General features: G+C 43.0%; 7 protein-coding genes. 5 read left to right on the top strand and 2 right to left on the bottom strand.

All coding sequences use genetic code 11. From position 1 onward, the window contains the following. Nucleotides 1-25: 25 nt before the first annotated feature. On the bottom strand, nucleotides 26-2,200 hold the full coding sequence (locus tag NPE20_RS05655) for a glutamine synthetase III family protein (protein WP_256537635.1): 2,175 nt from the start codon (nucleotides 2,198-2,200) through the stop codon (nucleotides 26-28). A gap of 554 nt (nucleotides 2,201-2,754) precedes the next feature. Here NPE20_RS05655 and NPE20_RS05650 point away from each other — a divergent pair. From NPE20_RS05650 to gloA2, 5 genes are all read left to right on the top strand, one after another. Continuing rightward, the gene (locus NPE20_RS05650; RefSeq protein WP_256537634.1) at nucleotides 2,755-3,798 is read left to right on the top strand and encodes an outer membrane beta-barrel protein; all 1,044 of its coding nucleotides are present in this window, start codon (nucleotides 2,755-2,757) and stop codon (nucleotides 3,796-3,798) included. A 67-nt stretch (nucleotides 3,799-3,865) separates the two neighbouring features. Beyond that, the gene (locus tag NPE20_RS05645; protein WP_256537633.1) at nucleotides 3,866-4,447 is read left to right on the top strand and encodes a DUF4468 domain-containing protein; all 582 of its coding nucleotides are present in this window, start codon (nucleotides 3,866-3,868) and stop codon (nucleotides 4,445-4,447) included. A gap of 173 nt (nucleotides 4,448-4,620) precedes the next feature. After that, nucleotides 4,621-5,442, top strand: a complete 822-nt coding sequence (locus NPE20_RS05640) for an energy transducer TonB (RefSeq protein ID WP_256537632.1) — start codon at nucleotides 4,621-4,623, stop codon at nucleotides 5,440-5,442. A gap of 215 nt (nucleotides 5,443-5,657) precedes the next feature. Then, on the top strand, nucleotides 5,658-7,886 hold the full coding sequence (gene purL, locus NPE20_RS05635; protein WP_256537631.1) for a phosphoribosylformylglycinamidine synthase subunit PurL: 2,229 nt from the start codon (nucleotides 5,658-5,660) through the stop codon (nucleotides 7,884-7,886). 1 nt (nucleotide 7,887) lies between these two features. Then, the gene (gloA2, locus tag NPE20_RS05630; RefSeq protein ID WP_256537629.1) at nucleotides 7,888-8,280 is read left to right on the top strand and encodes an SMU1112c/YaeR family gloxylase I-like metalloprotein; all 393 of its coding nucleotides are present in this window, start codon (nucleotides 7,888-7,890) and stop codon (nucleotides 8,278-8,280) included. 223 nt (nucleotides 8,281-8,503) lie between these two features. Here gloA2 and NPE20_RS05625 read toward each other — a convergent pair whose 3' ends face one another. Further along, nucleotides 8,504-14,116, bottom strand: coding sequence for an alpha-2-macroglobulin family protein (locus NPE20_RS05625; RefSeq protein WP_256537628.1), 5,613 nt, complete (start codon nucleotides 14,114-14,116; stop codon nucleotides 8,504-8,506). Nucleotides 14,117-14,126: the final 10 nt, after the last annotated feature.

Raw genomic sequence — 14,126 nt, 5'->3', positions numbered from 1 at the left:
CTTATGTAATCCGGGTTAAATCTTATTATTTTATAAATAGCAGCTCTCTAAACTTAGGCAGCGGCCAAAGTGAATCATCAACCACTTGTTCCAGTTTATCAACGTGATAACGTATCGGCTGGAAATAGCTTTTTACCTTCTCGTCATAATCAATAGCACGATCGCGCAGGTCTTCAATAACATTTGCCTTTTTACGCTCGTTTATCATTTGGCTAACGTTATCCTTAATAAAGTTAACATGCTCGGCTATCTGGTTAATAATATCAAGCTGTGCAGCGTAGGTGCTTTTATCAAGGCCAAGGTCTTTTAACCCCTTAACGTTCTCAATTAATTTAGATTGATAAGCTATAGCGGCCGGTATAATAACGTTCATTACCAGTTCGCCAATAACACGGGCTTCTATTTGTAACTTCTTGTAAAAGCTGTCGAGCAAAATCTCGTGGCGGGCGTGTGCTTCGCGTTTAGTGAATACACCTGTTTCGGCAAAAAGCTCCTCGGCTTTTTCTGTGATAAAGGCATCTAATGCTTTGGGCGTAGTTTTAATATTAGCCAAACCTCTGCTTTCGGCTTCTTTTTCCCATTCTTCGCTGTAACCATTGCCCTCAAAACGTATGTTTCTCGATTCTTTAATGTAGCGTTTAATAATGGTCATCAGGGCTACATCTTTCTTTTCGCCTTTTTTGATCAGTTTATCAACATCAATCTTGAATTTTTTAAGCTGATCGGCCATTATCAGGTTCAGGATGGTCATTGGGCTGGCCGAGTTAGCCGATGAGCCAACCGCACGCAGTTCAAATTTATTCCCCGTGAACGCGAATGGCGATGTACGGTTACGATCAGTATTATCCTTTAATATCTGCGGTATTTTAGGGATGCCCTGCCATAACGAGTTTTCCTCTTTTATTTTTTTGCTTAAACGCGATGTATCTATCTCATCTAAAACCTCACTAAGCTGACTGCCCAGGAATATAGATATAATAGCAGGAGGGGCTTCGTTAGCACCCAAACGGTGATCGTTATTTACTGATGCGATGGAAGCTCTTAACAGGTCGGCATGTTCATGAACAGCTTTTATAGTGTTCACAAAAAAGGTAAGGAACATCAGGTTATTTTTTGGCGTTTTGCCTGGCGATAACAGGTTTTTGCCTGTATTGGTTATTAACGACCAGTTATTGTGCTTGCCCGAACCGTTTATACCTGCATAAGGTTTCTCGTGCAGTAATACTTTAAAGTGATGGCGTTTGGCAACCCTATCCATAATATCCATCAAAAGTTGATTATGATCTATAGCCAGGTTTATTTCTTCATAAACAGGGGCGCACTCAAACTGTGATGGGGCAACCTCGTTGTGGCGGGTTTTTAATGGGATACCTAATTGTAAGGCTTCGGTTTCCATTTCCTGCATAAAGGCGTAAACCCTGCTTGGTATCGATCCAAAATAATGATCTTCCAGTTGCTGGTTTTTGGCAGACATGTGGCCGAATAGCGTGCGACCGGTAAGGAATAGATCTGGGCGGGCATTAAACAGGGCGATATCAACCAAAAAGTACTCTTGCTCAATACCTAACGATGCATTTACTTTTTCTATGCTTTTATCAAAATAGTGGCAAACATCAACTGCTGCCTTATCTAGGGCACTTAAAGCTTTTAGCAATGGTACCTTATAATCAAGCGCTTCGCCGGTGTAGGATACAAACACGGTAGGGATACAAAGTGTACGACCTATTATAAAGGCCGGCGACGATGGGTCCCAGGCTGTATAACCACGTGCTTCGAATGTGTTACGGATGCCACCGCTGGGGAAACTGGATGCATCAGGTTCCTGCTGTGCCAGCGCATCGCCGCTAAAGCGTTCAATTGCGCCACCATCGGCAGTTGGTTCAAAAAAGGCATCGTGTTTTTCGGCAGTAGTGCCTGTAAGCGGCTGAAACCAATGCGTATAATGCGTTGCACCTTTACCCATTGCCCAAGATCGCATAGACGATGCTACCTGCTCGGCCATATCACGGGGGATAGGCACACCATTATCAATAGAATCGATAATTACGCTGTACGCATCGTTAGAAAGAAATTCCTTCATTTTTTGTTTATCAAAAACATTTACCCCGAAGTAGTCGGATATTTTTGATGAAGGGAGTTTGGTTTCCGGGATCTCACGGTTTAACACAGCCCTTAAGGCTTGAAAACGGATGTTGGGCATGATGATACTTAATTGGTTTCAGCCCAAAATTATAAAATCATTTAAAATAGTTAGGGTTTTATAAAGATTTATGTTTTGTTAACATAAATCCGTTAAAAATACAAAGGTTGTTATGGTATAAGTAAAAATATGTACCGAAGAGGCATTTATTTATTACCAGTTTGAAATTATTGTCTGTTATTCTTTAATGGTGCCAAATAAAGAATGGTTTTTATCGAATATTTATCAATTTATAATTTGTTTTTGTGAATAATTGATTGATATTTTATGTTTTGTTGATAAAATATTATATAATTTATTGTTTTATTGAAAATAATGTTTGTTTTTGTGAATTTTTATTGTGTAATTAGTAAATAATTAATAGAAATGTCGTTTTTTATTAAAATTTATAATGTTTCATTGATTATTTTACATAGTTTTTAAATAAACATAATTACTGAATGGCGCTAATGGGGTTCAATTATGAATATTATCATAATTTACAGATATGTGCTCTTGAAAACAGCAAACAATTAAACTAACATAACTAATAACAAAAATTTAAATCCCTTATTATGAAAAAAAGACTTTTACTCTTATCATTCTTTGTTGCTTCGGTATTCGCAGCGAGTGCACAGGATACTACAAAAGCAGATCCGCCATTGATGATCTCGGGTTCGGTAGATACTTATTACAAGTACGATTTTTCAAAACACAGTAATTTACCTACCAGCTTTGCATCAGATAATAATTCTGTATCAATTGGTATGATAGACCTGGCTTTGAAGAAAAAAGTAGGTAAAGCCGCTTTTGTTGGCGAATTGTCTTTTGGTCCTCGTGGTCAGGCGCAATCAATACCAAACGGTGATGATGGCAATAGCTTCCATATCCAGAATTTATATGTATCATATGATGTAACCGATAAATTTAATTTAACAGGTGGTTATATGGCAACATTTATGGGTTATGAAGTGATTAGCCCGGTTGGTAACTTCAATTATTCAACCTCGTATCTGTTTACCAATGGTCCGTTCCAAAACCCGGGCTTTAAAGCAACTTATGCTTTTACAAGCAAGGTTAGTTTAATGGCCGGTATCTTTAACGATTCATGGAACTATTATACATCTGTAAATCAGGTAAATACTTTTGGTGCACAATTAATGGTTGCACCTGTAACCGGCTGGACAGCTTATTTAAATGTATTAACCGGTAAACTGTCTGGTACCGAGTTTGATTTAACCACCAGCTACCAAATTACTGATGCCTTTAAATTAGGCCTAAACGCCGCCACTTTTAAAGCTGCAGATGCAGTTGGTACCGGTGGTTTTACAGGCGTAGCTTTATATCCGCAACTTGCAGTATCTAAAGACGTGACTTTAGGTTTAAGAGGTGAGTATTTTAAAACTAAAACAGGCGATTATCCAACTTTTGGCCCGACCCCGGGTAGCTCAGTATTTGCAACAACTGTAACAGCAAATATAAAAGCGGGTCCGTTGACCGTAATTCCTGAGTTTAGGTTTGATAACAATAAAAGCGTGAACGATGGCTTTATTAGCAAAAGCGGCGCGCCAACTAAAAATGCATCACAATTTGTACTTGCTGCGGTATACGCATTCTAATTTAGGTTTAAACATCTGATTTTTTATAAGCCATCCGTAGTTCCTGCGGATGGCTTATCTTTATAATATGAAAAAAGTATTTTTTAGCCTTGTTTGTTTATTGTGTGTGCAGGTAGCATCGGCACAAAAAGATTCGTTAGCTTTTGATGAGGGTAACAACTATATCTATTACCGGGTTATTGATAAACCAGGGTTGACTGCCGATACTTTGTATAAACGCGGCTGGGACTTTGCAACAGCATTTAACCCATCTGCCAGGCCTGCCAAAGGCCAGGCAGAAAATACCTTGAATACATCGGGTAAATTTTTGGTGTATACAGGTGTATCATTAATGAAAAAGGAGGGTGGCCAAATCAATTATACTATTAATATCCAAACTAAAGATCAAAGATATCGCTACCGCATAAGCAACTTTGTATTTATACCCTACCAACGCGATCGCTTTGGCAATATGGTTCCCATCCCGGGGATAGAAGTTCCGTTAGAAAAGATGACGGCCAAATACGGGAAAAAGGAAACCGATAATTATCTTGACCAAATAGGCAGCTTCTGCATTAGCACAGGCGTAAAGCTAAAATCAGCGATAGATAAACAGCCTGCAGCTAAAAAAGCAGAGTCTATCAAGAAGATATCTACCGAAAACTGGTAGGTATCACAGCAAAATAATCTTCCTGTACCAAATATAATTTGTAATAAAGATACAATAGCAATATTAAAATTGTATTTAATGGCATATTCTATTCATTTATTCGTAAAAGTTCAAATTTATACAACATATTATTTGGCAAATGCGTTAATTAGTAAAATTAAATTTCAAACGCTATGCTAAACACAAAACTTAATTTATACAATCCCGAGTGGCTCGAGCTTGTATTCGCCGATCGTAACAAATCTTATGGTGCTTTTGAATTGAGGCAACATTATGGTTTAAACATGGTGAAGGCCATGTTAATTGCCTTTACCATAATTGTAGCAGCATCTGTAACGTATACTTATGCTGTTGGTAAAGCTCCTGGTGTTATTGAACCATATATTGATGTGGAACTTCGCCCGTTAACCCCGCCGCCGGTAAAGCCGGATAAAAAAATAGAGATTCCCGTTGAACCTGCGGCCGCAAAACCCCAGCCTGCAGCGCCAAGTATTAAATATACAGCATTTAGGGTTGTGCCAAATGATGTTCCAACAGATCCCCCAAAAATGGATGAGCTAAGCAACAGGGAAATAGCATCCGTAACCACAGAAGGTAAAGGCGGGCAGCAGCAAATGGTTGATCCTGGCCCCGTTGATTTAGGTGGTACAGGCGTTGAGCCAACTTCAAACGATAATAAGGAATATATTAATGTTGAGGTGATGCCGCAACCGGTAGGTGGTTTAGACGCCTGGTCTAAATTTTTAAACCGTAATTTGAGATTTCCTGCTGCCGCGCAAGAAGCAGGTATCGGCGGCCGGGTAATTGTAAGTTTTGTGATTGAGAAAGATGGCCGGCTAACCGATATTACAGTAGTGCGTGGTGTAGGCTATGGCATGGATGAAGAAGCTTTGCGCGTACTAAAATTAGCCAAACCCTGGAAGCCCGGCATTCAAAACGGCAATCCGGTACGGGTAAGGTATTCTATACCAATGAATTTTCAATTGAGCGAATAGGGAAGAGGCGTAGGGATAAAATAAATGATTTGTGTAAATGTGTTATGGCGATGGAATTATTTCCATCGCCATTTTTTGTACAAAGGGGTATTGAAAAATAGTCTTTGAGATGTTGTAATCCTTGTTCGGTATTTAGCTAATCCTTTGCTTTTTCCTTTCTGTTTTAAGCCTTTTTTGCTAATTTTGCGCATCCTTTCAAAATAAACAACAGTACATTGGAGAATCAGGAATTAACCACCGTTGAAACCGCCCGCGATCTGGGACTTTTACCCGAAGAATTTGAACGTATAAATGAGATAATGGGCCGCGTACCCAACTTTACCGAGCTTTCTATTTTCGCGGTAATGTGGAGCGAGCACTGTTCTTACAAAAATTCTATCACCTGGCTTAAAACCTTGCCTAAAGATAGTCCGCGTATGCTGGCTAAGGCAGGCGAAGAAAACGCCGGATTGGTTGACCTTGGCGATGGTATTGGTTGCGCCTTTAAAATTGAATCACATAACCACCCTTCGGCACTGGAACCATACCAGGGAGCTGCAACAGGTGTAGGCGGTATAAATCGCGATATATTTACGATGGGTGCAAGGCCTATCGCGCAAATGAACTCGTTGCGTTTTGGCGATCTTAGTTTGGATAAAACCAAATGGCTTGTTAAAGGCGTGGTAAAGGGTATCAGCCATTACGGTAATGCCTTTGGTATTCCAACTGTTGGCGGCGAGCTTTTCTTTGACGAATGCTATAACATTAACCCACTGGTTAATGCTTTCTCGGCAGGTATTGTAAAAGCTGGCGAAACTGTTTCTGCTACATCTTATGGTGTGGGCAACCCGGTTTATATAGTAGGTTCTGCAACCGGTAAAGATGGTATTCACGGCGCGGCTTTCGCATCAAAAGATATCACCGAAGATTCTGTTAACGATTTGCCTGCCGTACAGGTAGGCGACCCTTTCCAGGAAAAACTATTGCTGGAAGCTACATTAGAAGTAATTAAAACCGGCGCTGTTGTTGGTATGCAGGATATGGGTGCGGCAGGTATTATCTGCTCAAACTCTGAAATGAGCGCCAAAGGCGAGCATGGTATGATCATTCACCTTGATCGTGTGCCTATGCGCCAGGAGAACATGAAACCATACGAGATCTTGCTTTCCGAATCTCAGGAGCGTATGCTTATTGTGGTTGAAAAAGGTAAAGAAGCCCTTGTTGAGGCTGTATTTGATAAATGGGATCTGAACTGCGCCATTATTGGTGAAGTAACCGATACCCAACGCCTGGAATACTTTATGAACGGCGTGAAGGTAGCGGACGTACCTGCGGATGACCTTGTATTAGGTGGCGGTGCCCCTGTTTACGAGCGCGAATACCGCGAACCTGCTTATTTTGCCGAAAACCAAAAATTTAAAATAGAAGACGTTGCCGAGCCTGCCAACTTAGTTGATGTGGCCGAGCACCTTATTGGTCATGCTAACCTGGCATCTAAGCGTTGGGTGACTGATCAGTACGATTCTATGATCGGTACTTCAACTATGACCACCAATCGCCCAAGCGATGCGGCTGTGGTGGCGGTTAAAGAGACCAATAAAGCTATTGTTTTAACATGCGATTGTAACTCGCGCTACGTATATGCCGACCCGCAAAAGGGTACAGCCATTGCTGTTGCCGAAGCTGCACGTAACATTACCTGCGCAGGTGGCGAGCCGGTAGCAATTACCAACTGCCTTAACTTTGGTAACCCATACAAACCCGAAGTTTACTGGCAGTTTGTTGGCGCCATAAAAGGGATGGGCGAAGCCTGTACAAAATTCGAAACTCCGGTAACCGGTGGTAACGTAAGTTTCTACAACCAATCATCAGATGAAGGCCCGGTGTTCCCTACGCCAACCATTGGTATGTTGGGTGTAATGGACGATCAGGATAACTTAATGACGCTTGACTTTAAACAGCCGGGTGACTTAATTTACCTTATTGGTGAATCACAAAACGATATCGCGTCATCACAATACCTGGCATCGTACCATAAAATATTAAAAGCACCGGCGCCTTATTTTGATATAGATAAGGAATACGCCATGCATCAGGTAATTAAGCAATTAATTAAGCATAAAGTTGTACAGTCGGCACATGATGTGGCTGATGGCGGTTTATATATTGCCCTGGTGGAATCGGCTATGCCAAACGGCTTGGGCTTTGATATCGAAAGTGATAGCAGCATCCGTAAAGATGCCTTCCTTTTCGGCGAAGCACAAGGCAGGGTAGTAGTGAGTGTTGCACCAGATGATCAGGAACGTTTCATTGAAATGATGGCCACCAGCGAAGTTGAATTTAGCCTGTTAGGTACCGTTAATGGCATTGGTAACACTACTATCGACGATGAGCTGTTTGGCAATATCACCGATATTAAAATGGTACATGACAATGTACTTCATGTAATTTTAGGCGACGAATAATATGCTGAAGCTGAACAGGATACATCATATTGCTATCATCTGTTCAGATTATGAGCGGTCTAAACGTTTCTATGCAGAAGTACTTGGATTTACAATAGTTCGCGAGGTATATCGCGAAGCAAGAAGATCATATAAGCTTGATCTGGAAGTCAACGGACTATACCAGATCGAGCTTTTTTCATTTCCGGGCCCACCACCCGCAAGGCCCTCACAACCCGAAGCTTTAGGTTTGCGCCATTTAGCTTTTGAAGTTAATGATATCGATGAGGCCGTTTTCCACCTCAACGAATACGAGGTGATAACCGAACCTATCCGTATAGATGAATGTACCGGCAAGCGCTTTACCTTCTTTACCGACCCGGATGGCCTGCCACTGGAGTTGTATGAGAAGTAATTCTAAATGTCATGGTGAGCCTGTCGAACCATTAACCGCCTTTACAAGTCTTTGATAAGCTCAGACTGATCCCAATCCTAAATAAATCATGTCCTTTCGAACGAACAGTGGGAAGGCTTGTGAAATGGTGTGAGGAGAAATCTTTTACACTTTGCATCCGTTAATGCCTTGTGTAAAAGGTTTCTCCTCGTACCTCGTTCGAAATGACAGACTGATTATCTGTTTATTTCACCACCTCAACCCATTGCCCTTTTATCAGCGCGTTAATATCATGGTTATACATGGCCTCGCAATATGCAGCAGGCAAATAGTATTTACCGGCGTAAGCCGCGTTTAGCATCACATAATAAGTTACCTCTTTACCTTCTACTAAGCTGAAATAGGTGTTCACCCGGTCATCGCGGATATCACGGTAGTCAGATGGAGAAGATTTAAATGCCTCGTCATTATTCAGCATGCGGCTGTTCAATATCTCCCATCCCGATGGGAAGATCTGCGTAAGCGCCAGGTTATCGTACCGGCCACGCTTGCCCGGGTTTTTGATAGTTACCTGTGCCACAAAGTCGCTGCCTTGCTTAAGCGATGTTGGGTCGATAAGTTTACCGCCAAGCGTAAAGTACGCCACACGCATTTGCATCACATCCGGGTTAACGTAAGTTTTTACGTCCTGCCCTGATGATGGTTGCCCTTGCTGTATCAATCGCACATAAAGCTTATTTGTACCGGTGTTTTTCAGCGTAACCTTGCCGCTATTAGCAGCCAGTTCCTGCTGCCACAGGTACGATGCTGAATTTACGTTGCCTTTTGCAGAACCCGCATTATAATTGAACGACAGCTTGCCGCCACCTTTGTTCACCCCGCAATATTGCGCTATCGCGATAAGTGAGTAAGCAGTAGTTTGGGTACTGTACCAGCTATCCTGCGATAGTTTTGATGCCACACTGCGCACCATGCCCGATGCCTTTTGTTGCTGCCCCAATAGGGTAAGGGTTTCCAGGATCATGGCTTCGTCCCGCAGATCAGAACCGTAAGTGCCGTACATACTGTTGTATGGTTTAATATCAGTTGGTAAACCTGCTACCATGCGCAAACCTATCTCCGGCTGACCAGCCAGTTTATAGGCCGCTGCCAGTCGCCAGCGTGCTTCAACGCTGATATATTGGTATTCGCGCAGCCTGTTCATGGCGCCTAACTCAGGCGACCCGGATAGCGCAAGCAGGTATAAACGGTATGCCTGTACCAGGTCGGTATAGTAATAATAGCCGTGGATATTGGTTCGCGGATCTGGCGACCAGTTCACCGCTTTTTGTTTTTGGTAACGCTTCCATTCGTCAATAAAGCCTGATGGTAAACTGTAACCCTTTGCTTGTGCCGCCAGCATAAAGTGACCAGCATAGTTAGTTCCCCATTCATCGGCAGTACCATCGCCCGGCCAGTAGCTTAGGCCACCGCCCTGTACCCTAAAGCCGTTAAGGCGGTTAATGGTTAGCTTGATATTGCGCTCAGTTTCGGCCCTTTGCCTCGGCGACAGATCAAATAATTGCCCTAAGTACAATTGCGGGAATGCCGAAGACGTAGTTTGTTCCACGCATCCATGCGGATAAGTAATGAGATAATTTAACCGCTTAGCCAAATTTAACGGTGGGATGCTGGCTACTTCCAGCGTGGCTTTATTGGTACCGTTTATGCCTATAGCACTATAAGCAGCGGCGTACGACTCGCCCGGTTTTAATTCTTTCTCAAAAATGCGGGTTACCGGTGGATTAGGGTTACGAACGTTCAATTCAACATCGTAAGTAGCAGTTTCACCACCGCTTTTGGCAATTATCTTCACCTTGCCTACGCCCACAAAATCTTTAACATCCAGGTCAAAGCTTACCAGCTGATCGCCGGTTTTAGCAAACTTAACAACCTTGGTATTGTTGCCCCCCAAATTGCTGAACATGTTCGATTGTACCTGTACGCTTACCGATTTAATGTTGTTCTCCATTGCGAACACCGTTACCGGTAACTGGATCTTTTCTGATGGGCCAAGCACACGCGGCAAGGTTGCCAGTATCATTAGCGGCTTTTTAACGGCTACGGCTTTTTCTGCTGTGCCATAAGCACCATTGTGCCCGGCAATAACCATAGCCTTAACCGAGCCTACATACTGCGGCAGAGTAAATTTATGCGTTTGCTTATCACCGCTACCCAAATGGAACGGCCCCAGGAATTTTACCACAGGTTTAAAACGATTAACCGTTACGTTTTTGTTGGTACCGTTAGTGCCGTCACCGCCAATACTCAGGATGCGTTCCAGTCCACCGCCAAACGCGCCGATAACATAATCGAACAGGTCCCAGGTTTTAACGCCAAGAGCTTCCCGGGCATAGAACGCCTCATGCGGGTCGGGTGTTTTAAAGTTGGTAATATCCAACAAACCTTCGTCAACAATGGCAATGGTGTAGGTCATTTCCTTGCCTGATGCCTCGGATACTGTTATGGCCGATTGTGTTTCGGGGCGGATCTTATCCGGCATACTAATGATCGGTTTCAGTATGGTTTCGGGGTTATCTACCGTTAGCGGGATAGCGCCGTACATACGTATAGGCAGATCGTTAACGGTTTGGGCATGGCGTTGTAATAAGGTAACATTTACAAAAACGTTTGGCGCCATGGTTTCGTCTATCTTGAAGCTGTAGCGGGTTTCGCCTTTTTTAGTATCTATCCAAACGGTTTTTAAAACCTTGCTGCCATTTTCAAAACTGATCAAAGCCCTGCCGTCGCCACCAGTAGGTATGGTAAGCGTAGCTTCCTCGCCAACTTTATAATTGGTTTTATCGGCTGTGAAAGATAACATCGCTGCCTCGGTAGGGTCGGTTTGCTGTAATCGTTCCGACCAGTTTGGCCAATCGGCATAAATGATCTTACCAGTTGAATGGCCGGTTTCAGGGTCTTTTATGCGGATAAGGTAACGGCCCCAGTCTGCCTGGTTAATTTTTAGGTTCCATTTGCCTTTACCATTAACCAGTTGTACGGTTTCAGTTTTTATAAGTTTATTGTAACGGTCTTGCGTAAAATTGCTTAGCTCGTTGCCTGTTTCGTCCCACCACCAACGCCATTGGATCTTGTAAAGTTCCACTTCAACGCTGCGGCTGCCGGCCATGGCATTACCTTTTGTATCAACATCGGCTATCTCAATTACATGGGTTTTATCGGTAACCAGCATGCCGCTCAGGTCGCTGCCTTTTGGTGTTTTAATACCCACGTAGCCATTATAAACATTATACGGCATACTGGCCTGCTGTAAACTAAAGTTGCCTCCCGGCTCAAACACTTTCACCACAAAGTTAGCTCGTAACTGCCCCGGGGCTTGTTTTTCTACATTGATATCTGTGTTGATGGCAGCTGCACCATTTTCATTTAGCTTGCCATCGAAAACGGTTTGGGTTTGCGTGTTGAAGGCGAGGGTAGGATCGTCAAAATTATAATCCTCATAGCCCTTAAAGCTTGTTTTTTGTGATGACAGGAAAGCATCAACTTTGGCTTTTAAATTTTGTGCAATACCCCCAAACAGCCATTGCGCGTTCAGTGTGCCATTTGCACCGCTGCCTTTGGTTAGTTCGGTAGCGCCGCCAAAATCAAGTTTTAGTTTCAAACGATTTGGCATAATGGTTTCCACCTTTATCTTCTTCTCGAACACGGCACCGCCAACTTTTACCTTAGCATTCCAGTTACCAGTAGGCGAGGTAGTTTCTGTAGCAATATGGAAGCTGTAAAAGCCATCGACCGAACTGGTTTTGGTTAAGCGGCGATATAGCTGCCCGTTAGGGTTATACAGCTCAAACTCTACCGGGTGGTCTGCCGGTAAGGTTTTTAACTTGTCTTCCAGTATAAAAGTAGTTAATATAGAATCGCCGGGGCGCCATACGCCACGCTCGCCATAAATGAAGCCTTTTAATCCGTTTTGAACCTGCTCGCCGCCCACATTAAAGCGGGATAGCGGGAGGGAACTGCCATCGTCCAGTTTTAAATAACCGCGTTCGTTGCCTTTCTTGGCAACCAGTAGATAAGGTTTACGTTTCAGGTTAAAAGTGGCCATGCCATCCCCATCAGATGTGGTTTTTAGGATTGTTTGTTTTTGATAATCAAGTAGTTCCAGTTCAACGCCACTCATCGGGGCAGCGCTAAGGATGTTGGTTACGGCAACCATCATATTGTTGTCGTTGCCGCGTTTAGCTATCAAACCAATGTTTGATGCGATGATATTACGGGTAGCCCAACGCTGTTTACTAAAGTAGGATTCGGTACATGGGTCATTACGGTCCTGCCAGTTGTAATTTTCGGGATAATAGTTATCATACCGTTGCCAAAACTCATCATCCTCGTCGTTTACCTTGCTGATATTGTCGCCACTGTATTCATTTTCCTCATATTCATTATCTTCGTTATTCTTGGCGATGAGCTTGCCCGCGCTGCAATTATACAACGAGTACTCTTTTCTGAAACCAATGATGACCCGATAAATTGCCCCAGGTTCGGCACGCATTAACTGGTCAACATCGAGCATAAAACGGTTCTTTTTCGCCAAATTCAGGCCCTTATCCGTATCTAAACGGATCGTTTTCTGCACAATTGGTTTACCCACGTGCCTCAATTCGTAACCGCCATCAAAACCGTTGTTTTGGAAATATTGGGGCACGTTGTTCTCATAGATCTTGATGATGCTTACATCAACGGCGCTCAAATTTACCGCCTCAAAAGGCATCATCAGTTTGCCCGAGTCCGGCAGTATCACACCTTTGCCGGGGATAGTCACCGCAGGTTCGCGATTCTCGAAAAATACATTGGCGATGTATGCTTTTTTGATCTTTCTATGGTAAATATCTTCTACACCCTCGTTCACAAACACACTGAAATTGCCTTGCAGGCGTTCGGGTGCGTAAACCTTTACAACACTGCCATCAATGGTGTAAGCAAGATTAGCCGAGTTGGTTATGCCTATTAATCCGTTCAATTCCTGACCTACCATTATAGGGTCGGAGAATTGCACTGCTACGTACTGGTCATTATCCTGTACGGCTTTAATATCCAATACTTTAAACTCACCTAATGCGGGCACCCGGAATTCCTGGCTACCCTTTTTATCTATATCCAGTTTGTCACCATCCCAGTTAACAGTTAGCGGGTTGGCGGTTGTTGTACGGTTTATTTTAGTGATGGTAAACTGGTGCGATTTTGCTATGGGATTATGTTGCCAACTTACTTTTACCGGCGTGGCATAGCTAACACTTAAAAGCTTTTCAACACCTGCCTGATCTTCGCCATCGGCGGTTTGTATATTGCCGGTCAGTTTCATGTTTTGGCCTGATGTGGCGCTCTCGCTTTGCAAGCCTACGAAGGTTATACTGAAATCGGGCTTAATGGCTTGGAAGCTGAATTTGAAGTGCTCAAAATCGCTGTCAACTTTAATGATCTTGCCCAGGTTAAAATCGGCACTGTATTTTTTATCTACATTCAATGCAGTTGCCGGGCGAAACTCAATAGTCCTGTCATCTATCCAATAGGCCTTTCCTTTTATAGATGGCGAAAAATCGAAGATATCATCTTTCAACTGTTCGTTTTGGGCGTGGGCAACCTGCACTTCTCCGGCAAGTTTTATGCGGATGCCACTTTGTTTGGAGATAACGCCCGTTGTGTACGATTCTATATACCGACCAAACGCCGCATCAACTTTTTGATTATTGCGGTGGTGCTGCATGGCAAAATATATAACCAAAGCAATAAGTATGAGCGATACAGATACAATAATTTGCCCTCTTCGAGAAAGGAAAAGGTTGGAAAGGTAATTCATAGACAGGTTG

It is taken from the genome of Mucilaginibacter aquariorum (assembly GCF_024498135.1).
GTDB lineage: Bacteria > Bacteroidota > Bacteroidia > Sphingobacteriales > Sphingobacteriaceae > Mucilaginibacter > Mucilaginibacter aquariorum.
Note: the sequence above shows the minus strand (reverse complement) of the source record. Positions and strands in the feature narration are given on the sequence as shown.